Annotated in this window: 17 protein-coding genes; 8 read left to right on the top strand and 9 right to left on the bottom strand. The window is 58.9% G+C overall.

Going from position 1 to position 25,170, the window contains the following annotated elements; genetic code table 11:
• Window positions 1-12: 12 nt before the first annotated feature.
• A complete protein-coding gene (locus tag MHM37_RS13000; protein WP_044629233.1) occupies window positions 13-603 on the bottom strand; it encodes a peroxidase-related enzyme in 591 nt (196 codons plus the stop codon).
• A gap of 180 nt (window positions 604-783) precedes the next feature.
• Here MHM37_RS13000 and MHM37_RS12995 point away from each other — a divergent pair, with 180 nt between their 5' ends.
• Complete coding sequence (locus tag MHM37_RS12995) at window positions 784-1,473, top strand: hypothetical protein (RefSeq protein WP_044629234.1); 690 nt, start codon at window positions 784-786, stop codon at window positions 1,471-1,473.
• 43 nt (window positions 1,474-1,516) lie between these two features.
• Here the strand turns inward: MHM37_RS12995 and MHM37_RS12990 are convergent, their stop codons facing one another.
• Window positions 1,517-3,013, bottom strand: a complete 1,497-nt coding sequence (locus MHM37_RS12990; RefSeq protein ID WP_153842678.1) for a CoA-acylating methylmalonate-semialdehyde dehydrogenase — start codon at window positions 3,011-3,013, stop codon at window positions 1,517-1,519.
• 222 nt (window positions 3,014-3,235) lie between these two features.
• Here MHM37_RS12990 and MHM37_RS12985 point away from each other — a divergent pair, with 222 nt between their 5' ends.
• Complete coding sequence (locus tag MHM37_RS12985; protein WP_153842677.1) at window positions 3,236-4,297, top strand: putative zinc-binding metallopeptidase; 1,062 nt, start codon at window positions 3,236-3,238, stop codon at window positions 4,295-4,297.
• Here the strand turns inward: MHM37_RS12985 and MHM37_RS12980 are convergent, their stop codons facing one another.
• Window positions 4,298-5,296 (bottom strand): alpha-E domain-containing protein, encoded by a 999-nt coding sequence (locus MHM37_RS12980; protein ID WP_139526649.1) that lies wholly within the window; start codon window positions 5,294-5,296, stop codon window positions 4,298-4,300.
• Between the two features lie 4 nt (window positions 5,297-5,300).
• Entirely contained in the window at window positions 5,301-6,785 is a 1,485-nt protein-coding gene (locus MHM37_RS12975; RefSeq protein WP_139526647.1) for a circularly permuted type 2 ATP-grasp protein, read from the bottom strand.
• A gap of 433 nt (window positions 6,786-7,218) precedes the next feature.
• Here MHM37_RS12975 and MHM37_RS12970 point away from each other — a divergent pair, with 433 nt between their 5' ends.
• The 3 genes from MHM37_RS12970 to MHM37_RS12960 all read left to right on the top strand — a co-directional run bounded on the left by MHM37_RS12970 (window position 7,219) and on the right by MHM37_RS12960 (window position 13,928).
• The gene (locus tag MHM37_RS12970) at window positions 7,219-10,569 is read left to right on the top strand and encodes a transglutaminase family protein (RefSeq protein ID WP_139526645.1); all 3,351 of its coding nucleotides are present in this window, start codon (window positions 7,219-7,221) and stop codon (window positions 10,567-10,569) included.
• A 75-nt stretch (window positions 10,570-10,644) separates the two neighbouring features.
• Complete coding sequence (locus tag MHM37_RS12965) at window positions 10,645-13,053, top strand: circularly permuted type 2 ATP-grasp protein (protein ID WP_139526643.1); 2,409 nt, start codon at window positions 10,645-10,647, stop codon at window positions 13,051-13,053.
• On the top strand, window positions 13,050-13,928 hold the full coding sequence (locus MHM37_RS12960) for a transglutaminase family protein (protein ID WP_044629241.1): 879 nt from the start codon (window positions 13,050-13,052) through the stop codon (window positions 13,926-13,928). Before MHM37_RS12965 ends, MHM37_RS12960 begins: the two co-directional genes overlap by 4 nt.
• A gap of 18 nt (window positions 13,929-13,946) precedes the next feature.
• Here the strand turns inward: MHM37_RS12960 and MHM37_RS12955 are convergent, their stop codons facing one another.
• The 4 genes from MHM37_RS12955 to MHM37_RS12940 form a co-directional block, all read right to left on the bottom strand.
• Entirely contained in the window at window positions 13,947-15,212 is a 1,266-nt protein-coding gene (locus tag MHM37_RS12955; RefSeq protein ID WP_137093494.1) for a TRAP transporter large permease, read from the bottom strand.
• Entirely contained in the window at window positions 15,209-15,745 is a 537-nt protein-coding gene (locus MHM37_RS12950) for a TRAP transporter small permease subunit (RefSeq protein ID WP_137093496.1), read from the bottom strand. The genes MHM37_RS12955 and MHM37_RS12950 overlap by 4 nt, the downstream gene beginning before the upstream one ends.
• 24 nt (window positions 15,746-15,769) lie before the next feature.
• Entirely contained in the window at window positions 15,770-16,756 is a 987-nt protein-coding gene (locus MHM37_RS12945) for a TRAP transporter substrate-binding protein (RefSeq protein ID WP_044629244.1), read from the bottom strand.
• A gap of 148 nt (window positions 16,757-16,904) precedes the next feature.
• Window positions 16,905-17,612: a DUF3581 family protein gene (locus tag MHM37_RS12940; protein WP_044629245.1), complete on the bottom strand. Its 708-nt coding sequence runs from the start codon at window positions 17,610-17,612 to the stop codon at window positions 16,905-16,907.
• A 107-nt stretch (window positions 17,613-17,719) separates the two neighbouring features.
• Between MHM37_RS12940 and MHM37_RS12935 the strand changes: the two genes are divergently transcribed.
• On the top strand, window positions 17,720-20,671 hold the full coding sequence (locus MHM37_RS12935) for a hypothetical protein (protein ID WP_153842676.1): 2,952 nt from the start codon (window positions 17,720-17,722) through the stop codon (window positions 20,669-20,671).
• Here the strand turns inward: MHM37_RS12935 and MHM37_RS12930 are convergent.
• Window positions 20,668-21,381: a trimeric intracellular cation channel family protein gene (locus MHM37_RS12930; protein ID WP_153842727.1), complete on the bottom strand. Its 714-nt coding sequence runs from the start codon at window positions 21,379-21,381 to the stop codon at window positions 20,668-20,670. The genes MHM37_RS12935 and MHM37_RS12930 overlap by 4 nt on opposite strands.
• A 234-nt stretch (window positions 21,382-21,615) precedes the next feature.
• On the opposite strand from MHM37_RS12930, the gene tssI reads away from it, so the two are divergent.
• Window positions 21,616-23,688, top strand: coding sequence for a type VI secretion system tip protein TssI/VgrG (tssI, locus tag MHM37_RS12925; protein WP_153842675.1), 2,073 nt, complete (start codon window positions 21,616-21,618; stop codon window positions 23,686-23,688).
• A complete protein-coding gene (locus MHM37_RS12920; protein ID WP_153842674.1) occupies window positions 23,685-24,548 on the top strand; it encodes a DUF4123 domain-containing protein in 864 nt (287 codons plus the stop codon). Before tssI ends, MHM37_RS12920 begins: the two co-directional genes overlap by 4 nt.
• Window positions 24,549-25,170 lie beyond the last annotated feature (622 nt).

Genomic DNA, 25,170 nt, shown 5'->3' with positions numbered 1-25,170 from the left:
GGGCCGGGCTGCTTATTCCACTTTCTTGGGGACACGCCCCATCAGGTAAAACTCGGCGTTGGGCGGTGTTCCAGCTAGTGTCACCAAGCGGTTGGACATGCCAAAAAACGCGGCAATGGCACCGATGTCCCAGCAATCATCCAGTGTGAACCCCACTGCCTCTAAACGCGCCTGCCATTCGTCTGAAAACTCGCCCAGATCGATGGCACTGTGCAGTGCAAAGTCGAGCATCAACCGATGACGCTCGCTCAATCCCGCCACACGATGGTTGATGGCGATATTATCGGCCAGTAACGGATCTTTACTGTAGATACGCACCAGCGCGCCATGGGCGACGACACAGTACAAGCAGCGATTGCGGGCACTGGTCGCAACGACAATCATCTCTTTCTCTGCTTTGGTCAGCGTCTCCGATGGTCGCTCCATCAACGCATCGTGATACGCAAAAAAAGCGCGAAACTCGTCGGGTCGGTGAGCCAACATCAAAAATACGTTGGGCACGAAGCCCGCTTTCTCCTGCACGGCCAACATGGCTTCCCGAATATCATTGGGAACATTATCCAGAGTGTCAGGAAGTTTGAACCGACTGATCGATGCAGCCATAGAGGCTCCTTTTTTATTTTGAAGTAGAGTCCCACTACCAACTCACTTTTATCCGTAACAAATTGCTAACTAAAGACTCTTTTCATATGGCTTTACGCTCGCCATACTTTTAGTGATCTAATGTCATAAAAGCCGTACGCTATTCGGCTAGCCAAGCGGCGTACTTACAGGGAAACCACCATGTCATACTCCGAAGCAAAAGAGCACACGCCAGGGCGTTTGCATGAACTGTTCGCAGACCCGTACCGTGCGTTCGAGAACGATACGGATGAGCGTCAGTTGCATATCCGTGTCATGCTTCACACCCTGCTGGCCCGGCCTATGCAGCGCGGCCTGGTCACGCTTCGTGTGATTCACGGCTGGGAGAACGGTGGTTTCGAACCTGCCGACCTACAGCATGCCGATTTTACGCTGCACAACCTGCAAGATTTCGAGGCGGCGGCCACCTCCTTTCACGCAGCGGCGGAACGAAATGCCCCCCTACCCGCAGATCAAACCGCTATTCTCGCGGCTCCCCTGGCCGATGCCATTGCCGATGCCGAAGCAGAAGGCAACGCGCTCACCGACGATATTCGTGCCACACCGGCTCGCTGGCCCGCGTTCGAGGGTGGGCTTGCCCTCTACACTCTGTTCAAAATGTACCATCGCCTCGTATATGGCGAGGACGATACCTACCGTTGCTCACAATGTGAGACCCCCCACGGCCTTCGTGAAATTCATGAATTTCACCTCGAAGAGGGAGAATTCGCGCTGCTGGCGCCCGTTCGCGATGAGCAGGAGGCGCCATACCTGCTCGTACTACACGAGAGCCAGCTTGGTCCCATAGGGCAACTACTCTCGGAGAGCTTACCGCTGTTTCAGGACGTGTGAAGGTCGCCTCCTCTACCGAGGAGGCGCAGCGTGTTGCCGCTCGCTATAGCGAGATCGTGCTATTGATACCGCTAGAGACGTTTTCGGGCTCGAACCAGCGGGCAGTGACCGTTTTAGTCTGCGTCCAGAACGCAATCGCCTGTTTACCGTTAGGCCCTAGGTCGCCCAGCTTCGACGCCCGAGAACCGGTAAAGCTAAAGTAGGCGACCGGCACCGGAATGGGCACGTTGATGCCGATTTGGCCGACGTCGATGTCGGTCTCGAAGCGTCGCGCGACCCAGCCCGAGTTCGTAAAGATCGAGGTGCCGTTGCCATTCGGATTGGCGTTAATGAAAGCGATGGCGTCGTCCAGCGTTTCGACGTTGACGACACACAGCACCGGCCCAAAAATTTCCTCACGATAGATCGTCATCTCTGCCGTCACATCGGAAAACAGAGTCGGCCCGACGAAATTACCGTCTGGGTAGCCGTCGACCGTGTAGCCGCGCCCATCGACCAGCAGCGTAGCCCCCTCCTTGTCACCTGCCGTAATCAAACGCTCGACCCGCTCCTTGGCTTGCGGAGAGACCAGTGGCCCCAGATCGGCCTCGCGCTGGGTGCCGGGTCCCACGGTCATACCGCGCGCGCCGGCTTCGATGTCTTTGATCCACTCGCGCGCTTCCCCCACCAGCACGACCACCGAGTTCGCCATGCAGCGCTGACCGGCGGCACCAAAGGCAGAGCCCAGCAGGCTATCGATGGCTTGACTACGGTTGGCATCCGGCATGACAACACAGTGGTTTTTTGCACCCATCATGGCCTGCATACGTTTGCCAGCAGCGGCCGCACGGTTATAAAGCAGCGACCCCACATGGGTCGAACCGATGAACGACAGCGCCTTGATATCTTGATGGTCGGCAATTTGATTGGCGACGTCAGGCCCACCGTGCACGACGTTCAATACCCCAGCCGGAATACCCGCTTCATGTGCCAGTTCCACGAGCCGCATGGTAGAACTCGGGTCTTGCTCGGAAGGCTTCAAGACGAAGGTGTTTCCGGTGGCAATCGCCAACGGGAACATGAAACAGGGCAGCATGATCGGAAAATTGAAGGCGGTAATGCCCGCCCCCACACCCAGCGGCTGATGCATGGTATAGACGTCCACCTCGTTGGCCGCATTCTCCGCCAGCTCGCCAAGCTGTAGGGAGGTAATCGAACAGGCGTGCTCTACCACTTCTAGCCCGCGCCCCACTTCACCCTCGGCATCCGGCAGGGTTTTACCGTGCTCTTCGGTGATCAAGGCGGCAAGTTCCGCTGTATTCTCGCGAATCAACGCCTGCAGTTTGAGCATGATGCGCATGCGCTTGCCGAGCGGCACTTTGCGCCACTCTTTGAACGCTGTTTTGGCGCTGGCGATGGCGCGCTCGACTTCTTCGGACGTACAGAACGGTACTCGCGCCACCACTTCCTGGGTGGCAGGATTCACCACATCGCGCCACTCTTGGCTTTGCGACATGACCGGCTGGCCATCGATGTACATCGGAATTTCACGAACGGACATGATGCGTTTCCTCAGCTTGTGTTTGTTATGGGATCGAATAGGGAACCGTTAGGGTATATCAGCAAGTTGACGTAAACGTCAATTAGCCACTGGACAAAGACAATATGCCCTCCGCCCGACGATTTGGCTTTCCCTCTCGGTAAGGGCATCGCTATGCTGAGACAATGACGTATCATTACTCACCCTCGTGAGATGCGCTGTGGTGATCACAAGGAGGTATCCATGCAGACGTTTAGCTGCCGCTGTGGCAATCCGCTGTTTTTCGAAAATACCCACTGCTTGGCCTGTGAGTCGGAGGTTGGCTGGTGCCCCGCGTGTTGTAACATCGTGGCGCTGGAACCGTTGGATAGCGGCGGCTACCGCTGTACCCATGAAGACTGCGGCACGGCACTAATGAAGTGCCACAACTATTCCGTCGAAAACGTCTGCAACCGGATGGTGGTGATGACCGACGGGCACGCCGATACGCTATGCGACTGCTGCCGCTACAACGAGGTGATTCCCGACCTAGAGGTCGAGGGCAACCGGGAACGCTGGGCAGCGCTGGAGAGCGCCAAACGGCGGCTTTTCTATACGCTGGATTTGCTCAAGCTTCCCCACGGCGTCGAGGGCGAGGACATCCGCGTCCCACTGAGTTTTTCGTTCATGGCCGATGCGCTGCCCGACCAAGGGCTGTGGCGCTCCACGGCAAACCAAGAAAAAGTTTACACCGGCCACGCCAATGGCCATATCACCATCAACGTCAAAGAGGCCGATGACGTCGAGCGTGAGCGGCTGCGTGTCGACATGAATGAATCCCACCGTACGTTGATCGGCCATTTTCGTCACGAAATCGGCCACTACTACTGGGACCTACTGGTCAAAGACCAAGATGAAGCCGCCAGCATTCGCGTGTTCGGCAACCACAACCATCCCACCTATGGCGACGCCCTAGAGCAGTACTATCAGCAAGGCGCGCCGGCAGACTGGCCCACACGGTTCATCTCCGCCTACGCCGCCATGCATCCGTGGGAGGATTTCGCAGAGACGTTTGCCTTTTATCTGGACATGGTGGCTGTGCTGGATACGGCACTGCACATGGGCCTCTCTCGGGCCGAGTACGATGGCTCATTGGAGAGCATGCTACAAGCGTTTCATCAGGTAGGCTTGACGGTGAATGAACTCAATCGTGACATGGGCCTACTGGATCTGGCCCCGGGGGTTCTTGCCCCCGCGGTGCATGAAAAGCTGGCGTATCTACACGATCTCATTCAACGCGAGAACGCCAGCCCTAAAACGGCCTAATCAGTCGTTGTCATGGTCGCCCACGTGGCTCTGGGTTTGGCGCTGAGTGACTCGAGGAACGCCATCGCCGTTTACGAAATACGTAGCGCTGAGCGTATCGTGAATGGCGGCAAAACCAATTTGTAGCTCGTCCACGAAAGCGTGTAGTTTGCTCGGTGAGTGGGCCAATGCCTGAATGTCCGCATCGACCACATCGGCGCGTACCAGTGACACCGTGGCTGCCACACGATCTTGACGAGGCAGTAACTGCAGCTCGTGCCCCAATGTTTCCAGGCTACAGGCAATGGAGCGCGGCAGGTGCGGATCTTGAAGCAGAAAACGCAATACGTCCGGCCCACGCACGCGCAGCCTGACCTGCTGACGATACATCTGATACGCCGTCAGGGATTTCAGCACGCTCATCCACTGTAGATTTTCGAACGGCAGCAATTCTTCAGGATTTTGCGGCAGCAAGCTCGCCGAACGCACGTCGACGATCCGTGTGGTCATGTCCGCCCGTTCCAACTGACGGCCCAGCTTGATGAACGTACGCGCCGGGCCGTGGCTCAAGGTGCCTTCGATGAGCCCTGTTAGCGTTTGGCAGCCTCGAATGACGTTTTTCAAAAATGCATCCCGACGCCGAGGGCTCACGCCGTTCTCCGCGTGATCCGCCACGCTGAGATAGAGCTGGTTGACCTCTTCCCAAATCTCTCGGGGCACCACGTCCCGCGTGGTGCGCAGGTTTTCTCTGGCGCTGGCGAGCGCCGAGAGAATCGAGCTGCCGTTTTCGGCATCGGCGCACAAAAAGTGCATCACACTTCGCTCATCGAAACTGGTATGCCGAGCGTTGAAGGCATCCAGCGTCCCGGTCATTTCGATCAGCGGCGCCCAGCCCAGCGGTAAATGGCGTGGCAAATCCAGCATCAGGTGCGTATTGACGCTCAATAACCGTGCGGTGTCTTCGGCACGCTCGATGTAGCGAGCCATCCAATAGAGGTTTTCAGCAACGCGTGACAGCATGGCGCTAGGCTCCTTTCTGCTCAGCGGCACCCGCCGCGTTCTCGTCGGTTTCGACGATCCAGGTGTCTTTACTCCCGCCCCCTTGGGACGAATTGACCACCAGCGACCCTTCGACCAGTGCCACGCGGGTCAACCCACCAGTGGTTACATGGGTTTCCGGTCCCGAGAGGATGAACGGGCGAAGGTCGACATGGCGGGGCTGAGGCAAACCGTTGGCCAGCGTTGGCGTAGTGGAAAGTGCCAGTGTCGGTTGGGCCATATAGTTACGCGGATTTTCATTGATCAAGCGCGCAAACTCGTCCCGCGTTTCTTTGGTGGAGCGCGGTCCGATCAGCATGCCGTAACCACCGGATTCATTGGCGGGTTTTACCACCAGCTCGTCCAAATGATCGAGCACGTACTGGCGGTCCTCGTCGAACATACAGAGATAACTCGGCACGTTCGGCAGCAGTGGCTCTTGATCCAGGTAGTAACGAATCAACTCAGGGACGAAGGCGTAAACGACTTTGTCGTCGGCGACGCCCGCCCCGGGCGCGTTGGCCAGCGCGACGTTGCCCGCCCGCCAAGCGCGCATCAATCCCGGCACGCCCAGCATGGAGTGCGGATTGAACGCCTCGGGGTCGAGAAACTCATCGTCTACGCGGCGGTAGATCACATCGACACGGCGCAAGCCCTCTACCGTGCGCATGTAGACCACATCGTCGTCATCGACCAGCATATCGCTGCCCTGCACCAGCTCGACCCCCATTTGCTGCGCTAGGTAGGCGTGTTCGAAATAGGCAGAGTTATAGATGCCAGGCGTCAGCACCACTACCTGCGGGTCGTCGCCCGGACGGGGCGACATGGCCGCCAGCATGTCGTACAGCTGCGCGACATAGTCGTCCACTGGCAAGATCTTGCCCGAGGCGAAAAGCTCCGGTAACACGCGCTTGGTGACGTTGCGGTTTTCCAGCATGTACGAAACGCCCGACGGGATACGCAAGTTGTCTTCCAACACGTAAAGCATGCCATCGCCGCCGCGCACCAAGTCAGATCCGCAAATATGGGCCCACACGCCGTGGGGCGGATTGATGCCCACACACTGAGGTCGAAAATTGGCCGACTGAGCCAATACTTCGGCGGGCAACACTTTATCTTTGACGACTTTTTGCTCGTGATAGAGATCATCGATGAACAAGTTCAGCGCTTGTACGCGCTGCTTTAAACCCGCCTCGGTTTTTCGCCACTCATTGGCCGGAATGATGCGGGGAACGATATCGAAAGGCCAGGCGCGATCGATCATCGCCCCTTCTGAATAAACGGTAAACGTGATGCCCATCGTTCGAATGGCAATTTCTGCCGCAGTTTTACGTTCAGCTAGCTCTTCCGCACTAAATCGCGCCAACATGTGACATAACTCGTCCGCAGAAGCACGAGGCTTGCCTGGCGCCGCCAACAGCTCGTCGTAAAAGTCACGGCACGCATAGTTATTCCAATCTACTTGGCTCATGGGCGCTCTCCTGGCGCTAGGGTGGAAGCGGCAACTTCCTTAATTCAGTAGTGTAGGCCTGCCGCGTGCAATGTACGTAGCAACTGGACCATATAAACACGCAAAACTCGCGCCATATTCCCCGCTATTTCAACGCTCAATTGGCGCTTAGCGTTTACTCTTCTCTTTGTATGGCTTGGTTGGCACAACTTTTATACATGAAAGAAATTAACATTCATTTTTTAGCACTTAATCGTTATTAGAGCACCAAAATAGTGCATACCAGTTATCGATTATGGTGCGATGACAATTTTCCACACTCTTTAAACGCCATTACTCATATTGCAGCTGCAAAATAGTTCAACTCCAACGATACTTCTGGGTACTTATTTTCTTCACCGACGCGCTATGCGGAATACGCACGGTGACTTTTAGCTTTCTTTGAGGGTGGCTCATGACCATTCGCGTTGCCTTGCATCACCGCACGACCTATCGCTTCGACCGCCCCGTCAAGCTCTCGCCCCATGTGATTCGCCTGCGTCCGGCCCCCCACTGCCGTACCCATATCGACGCCTATTCACTGAATATTTCAGGCGACGACCATTTCTTGAATTGGCAGCAGGATCCGTTCGGTAACTTCAATGCCCGCGTGGTGTTCCCCGAGCCACGTAAAGAGCTCACCATTGCCGTCGAACTCGTGGCCCCCATGACGGTGATCAACCCGTTCGATTTCTTTTTGGATGACGTCGCCCAAAAGATTCCGTTCACCTATCCCGACGAACTCAGCAAAGAGCTTGGCCCCTACCTAGAGGTAACCGAAGCGGGACCGCGACTCCTGGACTGGTTGAAAGACGTCTCTCTCGAACCGACCACCAGCGTCGATTTCCTCGTCGCCCTCAATCAGCGCCTGCAAAAGGACATCAGTTATTTGGTGCGTATGGAGCCTGGGGTACAAAGCTGTGAAGAGACGCTGACTCTGGCGAGCGGCTCCTGCCGCGACAGCGCTTGGCTATTGGTACAAATACTGCGTCATCTAGGCTTGGCGGCACGCTTCGTGTCGGGTTATTTGATTCAACTGACACCGGATGTGAAAGCGCTGGATGGTCCTAGCGGCACCGACGTGGACTTTACCGACCTCCACGCCTGGACCGAAGTCTTCCTGCCCGGCGCTGGCTGGGTAGGACTGGACCCCACCTCTGGCCTGTTTGCAGGCGAAGGTCATATTCCACTCGCCGCTACGCCTACGACCGGCAGCGCCGCCGCCATCACTGGCTTTTCCGATAAGTGCGAGGTGGAGTTCGACGTCGAGATGCGCGTCGAGCGCATTCATGAAGACCCGCGCGTCACCAAACCCTATAGCGAGCAGCAGTGGCAACGCATTCTGACGCTGGGCGACGAGGTTGACCAAGCGCTCAACCAGCAAGACGTTCGACTGACCATGGGCGGCGAACCGACGTTCGTTTCCATCGACGACATGGAGAGCCCTCAGTGGAACACCGAAGCCTTGGGGGAGCACAAACGTGAACGCGCCGAAGCGCTATTGTCGCGCCTGCAGGCCGCCTACGCCCCTGGCAGCGTGATTCAGCAGCAGCAGGGCAAGTGGTATCCTGGCGAGCCGCTGCCCCGCTGGGCGCTGGCCTGCTACTGGCGTAAAGATGGGGTGCCGCTATGGCGCGACCCAAGCTGGCTGGCCTGCATGGAAGGTGCCCCCGACGTGGTGGCCGACGACACCATGGCTCAGCGCTTTACTCAAGCGCTGAGCGAACGTCTGGGTGTGGCTCAGCGCTGCTGGATTCCTGCCTATGAGGATGCTTACTACTATTTGTGGAAAGAGCAAACGCTGCCGGTCAACGTAGACCCACGCAAAGCCGATTTGAAAGATGACGCCGAGCGCCGACGCCTTGCCCGCCTGCTGGAGCAGGATCTGAGCTCGGTCGTTGGCTATGCGCTGCCACTGCGCCACTCGATTGCCCAGTCACACCGTTGGGAGAGCGGACGCTGGCCGCTGAAACGCGACCACCTTTTCCTGGTACCCGGGGACTCGCCCATGGGGTTACGCCTTCCGCTCTCTGCCCTGCCCTGGGCCGACCCGGAAGACCAGCCCCAACCGCAGTCGCTGTTTGCTCCTCGCCCGGCGCTGGGCGACATTCACGGAGAGGTGGCGCGTCGTAACGCCGAACAGCACCGCTTCACCAGTGCTGAGCGCCTGGGCCAAAGCACCCATCCAAGCCATAGCCACCCGGAAGGCGAATCGGTACAGCAGCAACCTAGCGCCGAGGAGGATCGGGAGCACAAGATCATCCACACGAGTCTGTGCGTCGAACCCCGTGAAGGCAGGCTGCATATTTTTTTGCCGCCGCTGACTCAACTCGAGCACTACCTCGACCTGCTCAGCAGTATCGAAGCGTGCGCCCGCGAACTTGCCTGCCCGGTCATGATCGAAGGCTACGCGCCGCCGCGCGATCCGCGGCTGGAAAGTTTCCAGATCACTCCCGACCCAGGCGTCATCGAAGTCAACATCATGCCTGCCGCCAGTTGGCAAACTCTGGTGGCACAAACCGAGCGTCTCTACGATGAAGCACGCCAAGCGCGGTTAGGCACCGAAAAGTTCATGCTGGACGGTCGCCATACCGGTACCGGCGGCGGCAACCACGTCACTTTGGGCGGGATCACGCCGGACGATTCGCCGTTCTTGCGTCGCCCCGACCTGTTGGCCAGTCTGGTCACCTACTGGCAGCATCATCCCAGCCTGTCGTATCTTTTCTCGGGGCTGTTCATTGGCCCTACCAGCCAAGCACCGCGCGTCGATGAAGCGCGCCACGAAGCGCTCTACGAGCTGGAAATCGCTCTGCAGCAAATGCCCGAAGGCGAAGTAGTGCAACCCTGGCTGGTCGACCGCCTGCTGCGTCACTTGCTGACCGACTTGACCGGCAATACACACCGTGCCGAGTTCTGTATCGATAAACTCTACTCGCCGGACAGCGACAGCGGACGCCTGGGCCTATTGGAGCTGCGCGGCTTCGAAATGCCTCCCCACGCGCGAATGGGCTTAATGCAGATGCTGCTGATTCGCGCGCTGGTCGCCCGCTGTTGGAAAACGCCCTACCGTGGCAAGCCGGTGCGCTGGGGAAGCGCGCTACAAGACCGCTGGATGCTGCCCCACTACTTGTGGGAAGACCTGAACGACGTGCTCAGCGACCTGCGTCATCACGGATTCGACTTCGAGCTAGACTGGTTTGCGCCGTTCTTGGAGTTCCGATTCCCGGTGCACGGCCGTTTGCATACGCCGATGCTCTCGATCGAGCTTCGCCAAGCCATCGAGCCCTGGCACGTCCTCGGCGAAGAAGCGACTGCAGGCGGCACCGCGCGCTACGTCGACTCCTCGGTAGAGCGCTTGGAAGTCAAAGTCAGCGGCATGAGCGGTGATCGTTACGTCGTCACCTGTAACGGCCGCCCCGTGCCACTTACCGCCACCGGGCGTAATGGCGAAGCCGTGGCCGGCGTTCGTTATCGCGCCTGGCAGCCACCCTCGGCGCTGCACCCGCAAATCCCCATTCACGCACCACTAGTGTTCGATGTCATCGACACCTGGAACCAACGTTCAGTAGCCGGCTGCACTTACTATGTGGTACACCCCACAGGACGTAGCTTCGAGACCTTCCCTGTCAATGCGTTCGAAGCCGAAGCCCGCCGTTTGGGACGCTTCAGCGACAGTGGCCACCGCCATGGCTTTCAGGCCCCCGTACCGGAAAGGGCGAGCCAGGAGCTGCCTTGCACGCTCGATTTGCGCTGGAGCCCACGCTGATGGATGAAGAGTGCTTCCTTATCTGCGCTAGCTACAGGATAATCCGCCCCCTACTCGCTTAGGACAATCAGGATCATGACCGCCCCTGTCTCTCCCTCACTGCTCGGGCTCGGCGCTGCCGGGCTGGTTGAGGACTACACGAATCAGCTAGGCAAGGGACAGCCCGGCACGTTTGATGCGATGCTCGACCGACAGGGGCAGTTGCGCCCCGGCTGGCAGAGCCTGCTCTGTGCCTTGGAAGCACTCGGCGCGGATGGCCGTTATCAGCAGCATGAAGAGATTCAGCGCCTGCTGGCAGAGAACGGCGTGATCTTTAACATGCACGAAGACACTCAGGGCCGCTCTTGGCGGCTCGATCCGCTTCCCTGGGTGATCGATCAGGTGCAGTGGCAAGCACTAGAGGTCGGCTTGACCCAGCGCACGCGCCTGTTCAATGCGCTCTACGACGATATTTATGGCCCGCGCACACTGTTCGATGCAGGGCTTCTTCCTACGCAGGCCATTCTCGCTTCGCCCCACTTTTTACTGCCTTGCCATGGCTCGCAACCCAGCGACCGTCCATCGATCAGCTTTCACGGTATCGATGTCATTCAAGATATCGATGGGCGTTGGCGGGTGATGGGCGATCGCCTACAGGCGCCGTCTGGCACTGGCTTCGCGCTGGAGAACCGCATACTCATGGCCCGCGCGCTGCCGGAAATGTATCGAAACGCCCCACTCAAGCGGCTGGCGGGCTTTTTGGACAAATATCACCGTACGTTGACCGCGCTGGCCTACCAGCACCGTGACAATCCCACGATCGTGCTGCTCACCCCCGGCCCAGGCAGCCCACGCTACTTCGAGCACGCCTATTTGGCGAACTATCTCAATATCGATCTCGCCGAAGGCCAGGACATGGTGGTACGCGATAGCCAGTTATGGCTACGTACCTTAGGAGGCCTGCAACCCGTGGATGTGGTGCTGCGCCACTGCGACGACGCTTACTGCGATCCGCTCGAACTACGCGGCGACTCTCAACTCGGCGTGCCTGGATTGCTACAAGCCACTCGCGCCAGCGGCGTGGCCATGTCGAATGCACTCGGCGTTGGCGTGTTGGAAATGGCCGAGCTGGCCGACTATCTCCCTGCCTTATGCCAGCATCTACTCGGTGAGGAATTGCTGCTGCCTAGTGCCGATGCCAGTACCCAACCAGCATCGGCCCCAGTGTTCGATGCCAACATGCAGCGGTTATCCCCCGCAACGCTGAACTTACGCTGCTTCGTTACACGAATGCCTGGCAGCATCGCGACCCAACGTCCGCAGCCTAGTGACTATCATGTCATGCCCGGCGGCCTGGCGTGGGTTGGCTCCCCAGGCTCACCATCGTTAAGCAGCCCGATCGTCAAAGATGTCTGGGTCACCGCGAATACGCCCCAACCCCATGTCAGCCAGCTACGCCAAGCGCGTGGCCCGGTGGTCGCCACCCGCGATGGCACCGACTTGCCCAGTCGGGTGGCCGAAAGTCTATTTTGGCTGGGACGCTACGGCGAACGGTTGGATGCCCGCGCCCGCTTGCTGCGCGAAGCGCTGCTGCGTTTAATGGAGTACGACCAGGACGAGATCGCGGATCAACTGCTAGATGAGCTGCTGCTAGCCCTCGATATCACCACGCTCGACCATGAAGGGAAGAGCACCAAGCCGCCCCTAGTGGGCTTTGCGCAAAAGCGCACGGCGCTGCTGACCCAGTTCGATGAGCGCGACGCTCAAGCCCTGCAGCCACTGTTCGCCCAAATGCTGCGTAACGCTCGCAGCGTGCGCGAACATCTGGGAGATGACTCCTGGCGAGTGGTACACCAACTGCGACAGCGGGTAGACACGTTCAACCCGAGCCTGGGTGCCAGCGCGGCGCGGCGTGCCTGCGAAGGGCTGTCGGCGCAAATTGCCGCCTTTTTTGGCTTGTGCAACGAAACCATGCCCCACCATTACGGCTGGCGTTTCATGGACATTGGCCGCTTCCTGGATCGCGTGTTAGGCCTGCTGTCGCTGCTCAAACTCACTCTCAACGCTCCCCACTCACCGGGGCTGGCGCTATGGGAGGTGGTGCTCGCCACCACCGATAACTTTACGGCCTACCGGCGACGCTACCGAAGCGAGCTGCACCCCGAAGCGATTCTTGACCTGCTGCTCTTCGACGAAACCAACCCGCGCTCGGTGGGCTACATGCTCAAACGTCTGGAACGGCAGATGGATCGGCTGCCCGGCAGCTCGTCGCCCTACCGAAATGCCGAGCGACGTTTGCTCATTCAAGCCAACGCCGCTCTGCATCTCGCCGACATCGACCGAATTAGCCACTTGGCCGATACTCCAGATGCGCAGGCCGCGCTGGAGCAACTGTTGGACGAGCTGATTGCGCCGCTCAATGCGCTCTCTGATGCCATTAGCCACAGCCACTTCAGCCACGTGGAACGGCCGCGCCAACTTGTCAGCATGGAGCCCGACGAATGAACTACACCTTGCGGCACACCACACGCTACCACTACAGCGCACCGGTGACGCTCTGTCATAGCGAGGCCCGGGTACTGCCACGTAAAACCCAGCACCAGCAGTGTGGTGCCTCGGAACTGACGATCAGCCCAATGCCTCAGGTGCAGGCCGAGCGCCGCGATGTGTTTGGCAATCGAGTGCTCTACTTCGCACTGGAAGACGTGCACCAAACGCTGGATGTGACCGTCGTGACGCCGCTCAACACTCAACCGCTCGGGCCATTGCCGAGCAGCTCTCCGGCGTGGGAGCGTGTAGCCGAGCAGTTGCGCAACGACAGCCGCTTCGATATGCAGCTCTACCGGCTCGACTCGCCGTTCATTCGTCGTAACGATGAGCTGGCGGCCTTTGCGCGCAGCTGTTTCACTCCCGGCCGACCGCTGGTCGATGCCGCGCTAGCGCTCAATCAGTCGATTTACGACACCTTCGAGTACGACCCCAGCTTTACCACGTTGGCCACACCATTGAGTGAGGTGCTGGCTAACCGACGGGGGGTCTGCCAAGATTTTGCCCACCTCGCCATTGGCGCACTGCGCTCGGTGGGCTTGGCGGCACGCTATGTAAGCGGCTACTTGGAGACTCAGCCGCCACCTGGCCAACCACGACTCATTGGCGCCGATGCCTCCCACGCGTGGCTAGCCGCGTGGATTCCGGACTGGGGGTGGCTAGCGCTGGATCCAACCAACGGTACGGTAGCCGGTGAACAGCACCCAGTGCTGGCTTGGGGGCGAGATTATGCGGACGTGGCACCACTCAAAGGCGTGATGAATGGCGGCGGCGACCACCAGCTCGAGGTGGAGGTAGACGTAATGCCCCTCACGGACAACAGCGCGGCCTAAACCGCGCGTGCGAGACGATCACCGTTGAATCAATCCGTTAGTCAACCATGGCAACCACGCCAGCAGGACCAGCGTGACCAGGGTGGCCAGTAAAAAGGGCAGCAACGCTCGGAAGATTTTTAGCGGCGGTGCGCCGGTCATGGAAGAGGCAATGAACAGCCCAGCTCCCACCGGGGGCGTCAGCAAGCCCATTACCAAGGTTAAGCAGACCACCACGCCAAACTGATAAGGGCTAATCGCAAACTGGCTCTGGGCGATAGGCATCAAAATGGGCACTACCAAAATCAGCGCGGCAATCCCATCGATCACCATTCCCACTAGCAGCAGCGCCCCAATCACCAACAGCAAAAAAAGAAACGGACTACTGGTCAACGCAGCAATCCATTCAGCGGCCATTTGCGGCAGTTGCTCGTAGATCACTACCCAGCCAAACACACCCGCTGCGGCAATCAGCATGATGACAAGACCGGCATTGATCGCCGTGCGTGTGAGTACCATGGGAAGCTGCGTCAAACGCAGATCACCATACACGAAGCGCCCCATCAGCAGCGCCGCCAGCGAGGCCAGTGCCGCCGATTCCGTGGGCGTGGCGATACCCAACAAAATGCCGCCGATGATAATCACGGGAATCAGCAGTGCGGGCAACCCCCATAACGCATCATGCAGCGCTTGTTGACGGCTCGGCCACTGCCCTTTCGGGTACTGCTGCACCAGCCCCACCAAAGCGATGACCACAAAAAAACTTGCGCCCAACAAAAGCCCTGGTAACAGCCCTGCAATAAACATCTCTGCAATGGGCACCTGAGCCATGACCCCAAATAGCACGAACAGCATGGAGGGCGGGATGATCGGCGATAGCAGGCCCCCTGCGGCGGTGATCGCCGCGCTGTAGGGGGTATCGTAACCTTCCTGCTCCATTGCAGGCACCATGGCGCGAGACATGATGGCGATTTGTGACGCCGCCGAACCAATGATCGCCGCCATCATCATGTTGGCCACCAAGTTGATATAGGCCAAGCCGCCGCGAAAGCCTCCCACCAAAATGCGCGCCAGAGCAATCAATCGCTTGGTCAACCCGCCCTCGTTCATCAACTCCCCGGCCAGCATGAACAACGGAATCGCCAACAGCCCATAGCTTTCGATGGCGCTAAACAGCTGCTGCGGGTAGGAGTCGAATAGCACCGTATTGCCGGAGGCTTGGATATACCACATCGCCGTGAGCGCCAGTACCAACGCAATGGGCACGGCGCCCAGAAGCAGCAGCAGAAACACCACGACCGTCATACACGTCCCCTCATGGCCGTTAGCGATTGCACTAGATTCGACACGCCGTGCAGGCTCAGCGAGATTGCAAACCAAGGCACGATCAGCCATGCCCAAAATTTTTTAATGCCCAGGGTGGAGGTATTTTCCGCATAGATGAAATTGAACGTCTGGCCCTGGAACGCCCGTATATCGAAGCCGGTTTGAGCCAGCGTCAGCGGCTGATACCACCGCCAGCAGAGCCACACCAGCATCAGGGCAAACAGCAGCACCATCGTATCTACCGCGACGATGACCCACTTTCTTCCTGCAGACGGCAGCAGGTCGCTCACGAGTGTCACCGCGATGCCGTGGCGACGTTTCAGCACCGCCCCAGCAATCAAGAAGGTCATCCAGATCATGGCGTAGATCGCCAGTTCACTGACCCAGTAAAGTGGGCTGCCCAGCGCGCGAAAGGCGATATTCGTGAGGATCAAACACGTCACCGCCGCTGCCAAGGCAGCGGCGGTGATCTCTTCACAACGGGCAAGCCCGTTGGACAGGCGTTGCAGCATGATGATTATTAGCCTTTATTGACACTACTCGTCGCGCAAGCGATCCGCTTCCGCACGCAGGGTTTCCAGCATGGGCGCTTTGGGTGCCCAGATACGCTCCCACTCGGCAATCGCCTCAGAGAAAAACTCAGCGTCGGCTTCGACGATATTGATGTCCAACCCGCGAATCTCCTCTTCCTGAGCGGCGTCCATCTCTTCGAACCCCGTCAGCACGTTCTCCAGATGTTCGGCCATGGCGGTATCGATCAGCTCGCGATCCTCTTCAGAGAGCTCGCGCCAAACGCGCCCAGACACCACCCCCACCATGGGGAACATCATATGATTGGAGATCAGCAGGTTGTTCGCCTGCTCGTAGAATTTCAGAATCAAAATCGAGTCGAAGTCCATATCGATGGCGTCGACTTGGCCATTGGCCAGCGCATCGTAAACTTCCAGTAGCGGCATGGGGGCCGGTGCTGCACCGGTAGCCGTATAGAAATCGCGAATGGGCTCGAAGGGCGTGATACGTAGCCGCTGGCCTTGCAGATCGTCAGCGCTTTCGATAGGACTGCGGCTCAATACTTGGCGCATGCCCACCATGCCGTAACCCACACCGACCAAGCCAACACCTTCCGGCATCAGATCCAGCAACTCTCCGGCGGCATCGGAACGCAGCAGACGCGCGGCATGGTTCACGTCATCCACCAAATAAGGGGCGTAGAGCGCGCCAAAATCAGGAATGCGGTTGGAGATTTCAGCAATGGTCAGAAACGCCATGTCCAGCGCGCCGGTTTGCAGTTGCTGCACCATCTGCGCTTCGTTGCCTAGCTGCTGAGCTGGAAACACGCTAACGCTATGCTCACCGCCTGAGCGCTCGCTCAGCGTTTGGGCAAACGCTTCGGCTTCGGTAGACCACAAGTGCTGGGCGGGCGTAATCAGCCCTAGACGAAAATCACGTGCCTGGGCGCTGATAGAGGTAACGGCCAGGGTCACTGCGGCACAGGCAAGCGTCAGCGTTTTCATTCGGTTCATGCAAAGCCTCATTGTCCAGCCAAAGTGCCGGTCGGCGCTTTGGGTATTTTTTTAATTAGTCGGCTTTGAGAATACCTGAGCGGTAGCGTTAATGGCACCCGCCATTGCGCTAACGCAGCGTCGCAATGACGGGTAGGCATCCACTGCCCTAGGCGGCTTCGTAGGCCGCTTTCAAGCGGTAAAACTCGTCGACGATGGCCGCCATTTCGGTAGCATCGTAGTCGCACAGACCGCTCACCACGAGCTTCTTTGAGCCCACACCGACCGCTTCACCAGCCGATTCGATGGAAAACTCCAGCAGCGCGTCGGCACGCTTTCCCTGTACGTCCAACGAGGATTGTGTAAGCGCCAAATGAGGCGAAAAGCCATCCAAGCGATCCAGGCAGAACCCCATGCTGTCGTAGATCACTAACGGACGCTTGGGATTGAACATCACCCCATGCTGCTCCATGAGCGGCTTGAGATAGTGGGGAAAATTCTTACCCGAGAAGGCGACGTAGCAGCGGGCAAAGCCTTCGACCACCGCCTCATCACGCGTCATATCGCCGCTGCGGACGACCTGTAAATAGCATTTACCGCTGTCGTCACAAACGTGAATATCCCCGTCAACGGTTTCACTAAACTTGATCGGTGTGTCGGCACCCACCATATTGGTGAAGCGAAATTCCATTTGTCGCGACAGCCCAAACTTCACCAGCACCAGCGTAAACAGCAGGTCGCCGGGCACGCAGAAACGCCGCGCATCCGGGTTGTGAATCGGGTTGTAGTCGCCAGCCACGCTTTTAGCGAAGCGGCTGGCCTGCTCCGCGGAGATCACCACATACTCTCCGCGCTGCGCGTAAAAATCCTTGAACATGGCTTTGCTGCCTGCCTAGCGTTGAAATCGAAAACCCATAACTGCCCCACGTCGCGCATAATGCCATAAAACACGCGCCAACAGGAGTCATCTGCTAGGAAGCCCGTATGTCCCGTGACACGCCCGCTGCACCACGTCGTTTTCGCCCACTGATCGTCCTGCTGTTTGGCGCGCTAGCCCTCGTGCTGATCTGGCTAGTAGGCAGCCACTGGCTGCTTAACAGCCAATGGCTACCGCAACGACTCTCCACCATCGAAGGGGTCGAGGTACGCTGGACGAACGCCCAGAGCCTTCACCCTGGCCGTTGGGAAGTCGACAACCTCTACCTAGCCCGAGAAGACGAGGCGCTACCGATTACCGTCGAGGCCAGCCAAGCCACCCTGTCGCTATCGCTGCTTGCCCTGCTGCGCGGAGAGCTACATATTCAAGCACTGGAAGCGAACGGCATTCGCCGCTTTACCATCGGGGACATTGCCCTGGAAGCAGAGGGCCAGCTGAAGGTCGAGGATACCCAGTTCAGCCAAGAGACCCTCAGCGTGCCTTATGTAGGCTTGGATATTACCCAGGGCCGCCTCGTCCGCTTGAGCGATCAAACCACGCTGGTGCAGGACATTCAGCTACGCAGTACGGCGTCACTGGACTCACTGTCCACCCAGCAAAGTAACGATGCGCTGACGGAGGCGCTGCTCGACGCCCTCACCGCCCAGCTTGCCATCACGGCTCAAGCCGACGCTTGGGATGTGTTCATGCCTTACTTAGAGGCACTGCCCTGGCTAAGCTTGGCAGGCAGCGGCGTGTTGGAAGGCGAGCTTGCGCTCGCCGAGGGCCAACTGCAGCCGGACAGCGAACTGACGTTAGCAGCCCCCGAGCTGGCCCTCTCGATGGATGAGCAGCGCTTGAGAAGTACCGATAACACGCGCCGCTGGCTGGTAGCGGATGACACACCGCCGCCGCCGCATACCGCCACGGGCCAGGGGCGCGTCAGACTCGCCGTGGAAGAGGGTCAACTGCGCTTCACGACCCAGTTGGAAAACGTCACGCTAGCCGATACGCATCCCTACGCGACGAATACCCAGCTCGCCCTCGCTACCCACATTCCCAATCAGCGCCTGGATCAGCTCGACTTGCCCACCCGTGCGTCATTTGAGCTATCGGGCGAAGTGACACGACTCGACATGCTCGACCGCTATCTCGCAACGGCTTTCGATGGCCAAGGGGTTCGGCTTTCCGGCCAGGGGAGCATCACCGCCAGCGCGACGCTCCAGGATGCACGCCTTTACGAAGCATCGCTAACCGTTCAAGCCCCCACGCTAGGCGCAGAGCTGCTCGAACTCACCGCGCAAGGCAGCGGTACCCTCGACGCGGCGCTCTCTACTAAGGAACAGATAACGGCAAAACTGGCCTTCACGGACGCCACGCTGCGCCATCAGGAGCGCACCTTGCTGGCAAACGCAGCGCTAACACTAGCGGCACAAAGCCCCCTCGACCCCGAGCAGGCCCAACAAAGTGCCACGGCGCAACTGAGCTGGGAAGACGCCACGCTGCCCAATATCCAAACGCTACAACCCTACCTTGCGTCGGTGTTGCCCAGCCCTTCTCCGCTTACGTTAAACAGTGGCACGGCCACCAGCCATGGGCAGCTAATCCTCACGACCGAGCAACTAAGCGGAGAGCTTCATCTAGCCGGCAACGCGCTGACCACCGGCTGGCAACGTAGCGGGCAGCGCGGCACCTTGGTGAGCAATACGCAGCTCACACTGGCGATTCGCCAAGCGGCGCTGGATGGCACGGAGATGGACATCAGCGGCTCGCGGCTGAGCTGGCAAGTCGCCGACCCGCAACATCCCAGCGAAGCGCTGGAGAGCACGCTGGTGCTGCGCAACGGCCGTTTCCAGCGCCGAAACGCTACGCCTAGCGGGCAGTTCACGCTGGAGGGCAGCGTGCAGCGGCTGGGATTTCTCAACACGTTTTTACCGGATGCCCACGGCGTAACGCTATCCGGCAACGGCCAGCTCTTTTTGCAGGGCGCGTTCATCGATGACGCGCTGCAAGCTCCGACGCGGCTGCGGATCAATGCTAACCAGTTAGAAGTGACGTTCCTCGACTATTTAGCCACCGGGCGCGGCGAGCTGACCGCCCAGCTCGACAGCCCCGAGCAGGCGCAGCTTTCGCTGGGGATTCCGCAGTTTGTCCTACGGCAGCAAGAGGACGACCGCGCGCATTTGGAAGGCCGCCATTTTGCGCTCACCACCCAAACCGACCGCTTTAGCGACGTGCTGGACTCACCCGCTCCCGAACACTTCACCACCCGCGTTGCGCTACCCATCACCGAGGTGCCGGACATTACCCGCTACAACCGCTACCTGCCAGAAGATGCGGGAGTCGAGCTTCTCTCCGGCAACGCCAGCCTGACAAGCGGATGGCTGCTGGAGGGGCTGCGTGCCCAAGGTGATATCACGCTGCGCGCTTTCGACACCGAGATGGCGCTACTGGAGCAGCGCCTGAGGGGCGACGTGACGCTGCATTTACAGCTTACCGAAGGCGATATCGAGACACGTCGGTTCACCGCCAACGACTCTTACCTGCGCTTGGAAAACGTCTTTCGTCGCAGCGACGATGGCACTCAGGATGCGGGCTGGTGGGTACAGCTCACCATGGAGGAGGCGCAACTGGAGTGGAGTGATCCGATTCAACTCACTAGCCAGCTACGTTTAGGGATGCGCGATACGGGGCTCTTGGCACGGCTCTTTCTCGCCCGCGCCCGGGAGAGCGACTGGCTGGGTAGGCTACTGAACGTGCATGACATCCATGGCAGTGCGGCACTGGCGATGAGCGGAGAGCAAATACGCCTGCATGATCTCAGGCTCACAGGCGGGCCGCTGCGACTGCTCTCCGATGTGACCCTAGCCAACGGCCAAGCCAATGGCGCCCTCTATGCCCGGCTTGGTGCCGTGGGCCTTGGCGTGGAGCTGAACGACAGCGAACCGGCCCTGCGTGTACTCCAGCCCAAGCGCTGGTTTGACCGCTGGCGCGACGCCCAGCGTTTTCCCAGGCCTTAGCGGCGCGTGCGCTCCCGACGAATCATACGTACACGCTCTTTGGCCTTTTGCGGTGTCGACAGCGGCGCGTTGGCGTCTTGGTGTTTAGGCGGCAGCGTGACCCAGGCAAACACCGGCAAAGCCAAGTGCCAATGAATTGCCGCTAAGCGCAGCCCCAGTGTCACACTGAGCGAGGCGGCAATGGCGATAGTCAGTGGCGCATCGAGCGCCTGCAGCGCGACATAGACAATTCCACCCGCCATGGCGGCGGTGGCGTAAATCTCTTCGCGCAGCACCATCGGCACCCGCTGGGCCAGCACATCACGAATCATGCCGCCCGCCACGCCGGTCATCATGCCCATCAGTACCGCGACGACGCCAGAGGTGCCCAGCAGCAGCGCTTTGTGCGTGCCGATGACGGTAAACAAGGCCAGCCCAAAGGCATCCGCCACCGGTAAAAAGCCCCGAGAGAGCCGGTGAATATAGTGAAACCCCACCAGCGACACGCCCACCGTGGCCAAGATCACCCACAAGTAGGTAGGGTCGGTCACCCAGAACACCGGCCGCACACCCAGCACCAAATCTCGCAGCGTACCGCCCCCAATGCCCGTCACCGCCGCCAACACCAGCATACCGAACGGGTCCATCCGCGAGCGACAGGCCAAAATCACGCCCGACAGGGCAAACACGATCACCCCCGCCATATCCAACCCATAAATCACACCCGACACGCGGCTCTCCTTTTCATCGCCATCAGAGGCGAAGATTACCACTTCTTGCCAGCCCCACCCTGCCATATCTGCTCATTTTTTAATCAATCAACGCGCATTTTGTAAGAGATTGCCGACACGGCTTGTAAGACATTGCCGCTTTGTCGCCTTGGCGGGTTGCAGTATCGATTCTGATGATTAACCTGAGCGTTTCTCATTTGTACTCATGAGCATTGAAACTTCCCAGGAGGGGGCATGGCACTCAGCACCGGACTGCACTTTACCGTGACGCTACCCGGCGTTGACGACGTGGCCGTGATCGACTTCACCCACCGTGAAGCCCTCTCCCAACCCTTCGAGCTAACGCTGAACCTGGCCAGCCGCGACGGCAGCCTCGATGCCGCCGAGTTACTCGACCGCGAGGCCAGCCTCACGATTTGGCAGGATGGCGAGCCACTGCGCCGGGTACACGGCATCGTCAGCGAGTTTGGCCGGGGCGACCGCGGCCACCGCCGCACGTTTTACTCGCTGGTACTACGCCCCGCTCTATGGCGACTCTCGCTGCGCCACAACTCGCGCATCTTCCAAAAGGTCGACCCGCTGACCATCATCAATACCCTGTGCGACGAGCGGGGCATTACCGACGTAGCTTTTGCCGTGAACCGCGAACTGCCGGAGCGCGAGTACTGCGTGCAGTATCGCGAGACCGACCTGGCATTCATCGAGCGCCTAGCCGCCGAAGAGGGGCTCTTCTACTTCCACGAATTCGAGGAGAGCGCTCACCGTCTGGTGTTTGCCGATGATCCGCAGGTGCTCGCTAACCTGGGCGCACGCAGTTACCACAACCGCGCTGGGGGAACGGCCCCCAATCGCCATGTTCGCAAACTCAGCCACACGGCAAGAGTTGCCGCGGCCATCGCCACGCTAAAAGACTACAGTTTTAAAAAGCCTGCTTACGCACAACGACATGAACACCTGGGTCGCGATGTAGAAAACCATGGGCAGCAAGTCGATTACGAACACTACGACTACCCCGGCCGCTACAAGCAGGATGCCTCCGGTAAGCCCTTCAGCCGCATTCGCTTGGAACAGCTGCGCCGCGAGGCGATCGTCGCCAGTGCCGAAAGCGACCTCCCCGAACTCGCTCCCGGCCTGCGTTTCACACTGACAGATCACGATACCGACAGCCTCAACCGCGACTGGCAGGCCATTGACGTCCATCACGTCGGTGAGCAACCCCAAGCGCTGGAAGAGGATGGAGTGACCCAGGGCGATGCCAACGGCATGACCCGCTATTACAACCACGTCACGCTAATCCCTGGCGATACCCCCTGGCGCGCCACACCCAACCCCAAACCTCGTGTCGATGGCCCGCAAGTCGCCTTCGTGGTGGGCCCAGAAGGTGAAGAGATCCACTGCGACGAACACGGCCGTGTCAAGGTCCAGTTCCCCTGGGATCGCTACGCCGAACCCAACGACACCGCGAGCTGTTGGGTACGCGTGGCCCAGGGCTGGGCAGGCGGCGGTTACGGCAGTATCGCCATTCCCCGCATTGGCCACGAGGTGGTCGTATCGTTTTTAGAGGGCGACCCGGACCAACCGCTGGTCACCGGACGCATCTACCACGCCGTGAACACCGCCCCGTACCCGCTGCCGGAGCACAAGACCCGCACGGTACTGCGCACCCAGAGCCACAAGGCCGACGGCTTCAACGAACTGCGCTTCGAAGACGAAGCGGGCGAAGAGCAAATCTGGCTCCACGCCCAGAAAGACCTGGAGCTGCTCACCCTTAACGACCGCACCGAAGAAATCCGCCACGACAGCTTCTTGAAAGTTCAGAACGACCGCATCAGCGAGATCGACAACGACGACCATCACACGGTGCACGGCAATCGCTTTGAGCACACCGAGGGCCAGCAGCACCTCACGGTACAGGGCACGCTGCACGTCAAGGCAGGTCAAGCGTGGCTTAGCGAAAGTGGCCGAGAGCTGCACATCAAGGCAGGCCACAAGGTGGTGCTGGAAGCCGGTAACGAACTCACCCTGAACGCCGGGGGCAGTTTTCTCAAGCTGGACGGCGGCGGCGTGACGATGGTCGGCCCGAAGGTGCGGGTCAACGCAGGCGGCAGCCCTGGTAATGGTTCAGGGCAGGCGGTTGAAGGCCCGCTGCTGCCGGGGCGGGCAGTGACGGAAACACATGAACGGGTTAATGCGCTATCCCAAGAGGCACTGCTGACGACACAGCTCAAGGTGCCGGAAGTATGTGAAGAGTGTTGGCTGAAAGCGCTCTCTGAAGGCCAGAGTGCTATCCCTGGGGAGCCATCATGAAAGCGAATGCTCTTTTCCCCTGGCAACATGGTGAATCAGAACAGGCAGCGGAGGTATCAAGCTATGTTCTGGTTGAATTAGCGCCTCTACCGGTAATCTGCCGTTCGACACTCTTCAACGACATGGCTCAAGATAGCCGGTACTGGTCGCTCATCAAGGATGAAAGCCAACCTCACTTGCAACGCGAAGGCCCATGGTTACTGCAGTTAAAGCAAAACAAACTCGAGGCACTGTCCACGCTGGATGGTATCGATTGTGCGTTACAGAGTTGGATCGAAAGCCCTCTGTCTGGGGCGGAATTGGCTATTCACATGGCTCCGGCAATGGTGATGGAAAACTTGAACAAGCAGCGTTCTCTGCTGCGTTTTTACCTGCCTGATGTCATCACTCAACTGCATCGAGATGCTCAAGGTAATCCAGAGAACCTCCTGTTCGCAGGTGTAAATCGCTGGTGGTATCGCAACGAAACGTCAGGTTGGACGGCTCTGGAAGGTCGCGCCCCGCTCGCTAAGCATACACCTTGGCGCTTGTTAGTCGATGACGCACGTTGGCGTTCATTACACGGTGACCCAGAGGTAATGCAGCTGACCAGCGAGTTGGTCGATTTTTCGCCTGCCTTGTTCACTGGGATATGTGGTTGCGAACGTCCACGGCATGTTGCCAAGGCACTAGTTCAAGCGGACAGCCATGGATTGACTGCCACTGCCGACCGGCGAACATATGTGTACATACAGCTAAGCGAGGGAGAAGGTGCCTGGGCTGCCGAAGAGATGAAAGCTCTTTTACAGCGAGCAGCTAAAAGCGAAGCCCCCTTGGCTGATTTGTTGGTGGCTGCTCATCAGCAGGCTGAAGAATGTTAGTTCGTTGGGCAATAAGCCGCTATATGCGTCTGATACCTGTTTGGCTTCAGGTAGTGTTGGCCACTTTGGTTATTGTATGGCTTGCATGGAGTATGCTGTTGAGTCCATCAATAAGTGGCTCTTTAATAGGACATAATCATACGGACAGGCCCATTGGCAGCTTCTGGCTAGATGGCAATTGGGGCGGAAATCTATCCGCTTACTCTGGCGGTTTGTATACAGGGGGTGGTACTACCTGCTGCTGGTCTTTTAAAGGAGATTTTGTTGAGGCTGCATGGATTCTAAGTATGACGGGAGAGCAGAAGCGTCAGGGAATTGAGGAAGAGAGACATAGCGTAATCCTCCCCCTGCCAGCGTATAGCCGAGAAGATCAGCATTTGCATGTCCACTTTCTCTCTGACAATCAAGTCGAACTTGCTTGGAGTCCAAACTTACAATCTCCGCTTTCTGAGCGACTCCGAGACAAGTAATTTATCTAGAATCGACAGTCAGCACTCCCCCACTGTCAAGCTAGTTGGAGTGTCAGCGGCTGTTAGACTCTGAACGATGTGGGGCGTGACGAGGTTCCGATGAAGTACTCCGACGAGCGCCGGGAAGCCATCCTCAAGAAGCTGCTCCCGCC

Source organism: Halomonas sp. MMH1-48 (assembly GCF_022348105.1).
GTDB lineage: Bacteria > Pseudomonadota > Gammaproteobacteria > Pseudomonadales > Halomonadaceae > Vreelandella > Vreelandella piezotolerans.
The sequence above is the reverse complement of the archived record's forward strand: the minus strand, read 5'-3'. Positions and strand labels throughout refer to the sequence as shown.

Excerpts from the sequence above, each read along its gene's own strand:
- MHM37_RS12980 (WP_139526649.1), bottom strand. The coding sequence starts at position 5,296 with ATGCTGTCACGCGTTGCTGAAAACCTCTATTGGATGGCTCGCTACATC.
- MHM37_RS12935 (WP_153842676.1), top strand. The coding sequence starts at position 17,720 with ATGTCCCGTGACACGCCCGCTGCACCACGTCGTTTTCGCCCACTGATC.
- MHM37_RS12970 (WP_139526645.1), top strand. The coding sequence starts at position 7,219 with ATGACCATTCGCGTTGCCTTGCATCACCGCACGACCTATCGCTTCGAC.
- MHM37_RS12960 (WP_044629241.1), top strand. The coding sequence starts at position 13,050 with ATGAACTACACCTTGCGGCACACCACACGCTACCACTACAGCGCACCG.
- MHM37_RS12945 (WP_044629244.1), bottom strand. The coding sequence starts at position 16,756 with ATGAACCGAATGAAAACGCTGACGCTTGCCTGTGCCGCAGTGACCCTG.
- MHM37_RS12995 (WP_044629234.1), top strand. The coding sequence starts at position 784 with ATGTCATACTCCGAAGCAAAAGAGCACACGCCAGGGCGTTTGCATGAA.
- MHM37_RS12955 (WP_137093494.1), bottom strand. The coding sequence starts at position 15,212 with ATGACGGTCGTGGTGTTTCTGCTGCTGCTTCTGGGCGCCGTGCCCATT.
- MHM37_RS12950 (WP_137093496.1), bottom strand. The coding sequence starts at position 15,745 with ATGCTGCAACGCCTGTCCAACGGGCTTGCCCGTTGTGAAGAGATCACC.
- MHM37_RS13000 (WP_044629233.1), bottom strand. The coding sequence starts at position 603 with ATGGCTGCATCGATCAGTCGGTTCAAACTTCCTGACACTCTGGATAAT.
- tssI (WP_153842675.1), top strand. The coding sequence starts at position 21,616 with ATGGCACTCAGCACCGGACTGCACTTTACCGTGACGCTACCCGGCGTT.
- MHM37_RS12975 (WP_139526647.1), bottom strand. The coding sequence starts at position 6,785 with ATGAGCCAAGTAGATTGGAATAACTATGCGTGCCGTGACTTTTACGAC.
- MHM37_RS12990 (WP_153842678.1), bottom strand. The coding sequence starts at position 3,013 with ATGTCCGTTCGTGAAATTCCGATGTACATCGATGGCCAGCCGGTCATG.
- MHM37_RS12940 (WP_044629245.1), bottom strand. The coding sequence starts at position 17,612 with ATGTTCAAGGATTTTTACGCGCAGCGCGGAGAGTATGTGGTGATCTCC.
- MHM37_RS12985 (WP_153842677.1), top strand. The coding sequence starts at position 3,236 with ATGCAGACGTTTAGCTGCCGCTGTGGCAATCCGCTGTTTTTCGAAAAT.
- MHM37_RS12965 (WP_139526643.1), top strand. The coding sequence starts at position 10,645 with ATGACCGCCCCTGTCTCTCCCTCACTGCTCGGGCTCGGCGCTGCCGGG.
- MHM37_RS12920 (WP_153842674.1), top strand. The coding sequence starts at position 23,685 with ATGAAAGCGAATGCTCTTTTCCCCTGGCAACATGGTGAATCAGAACAG.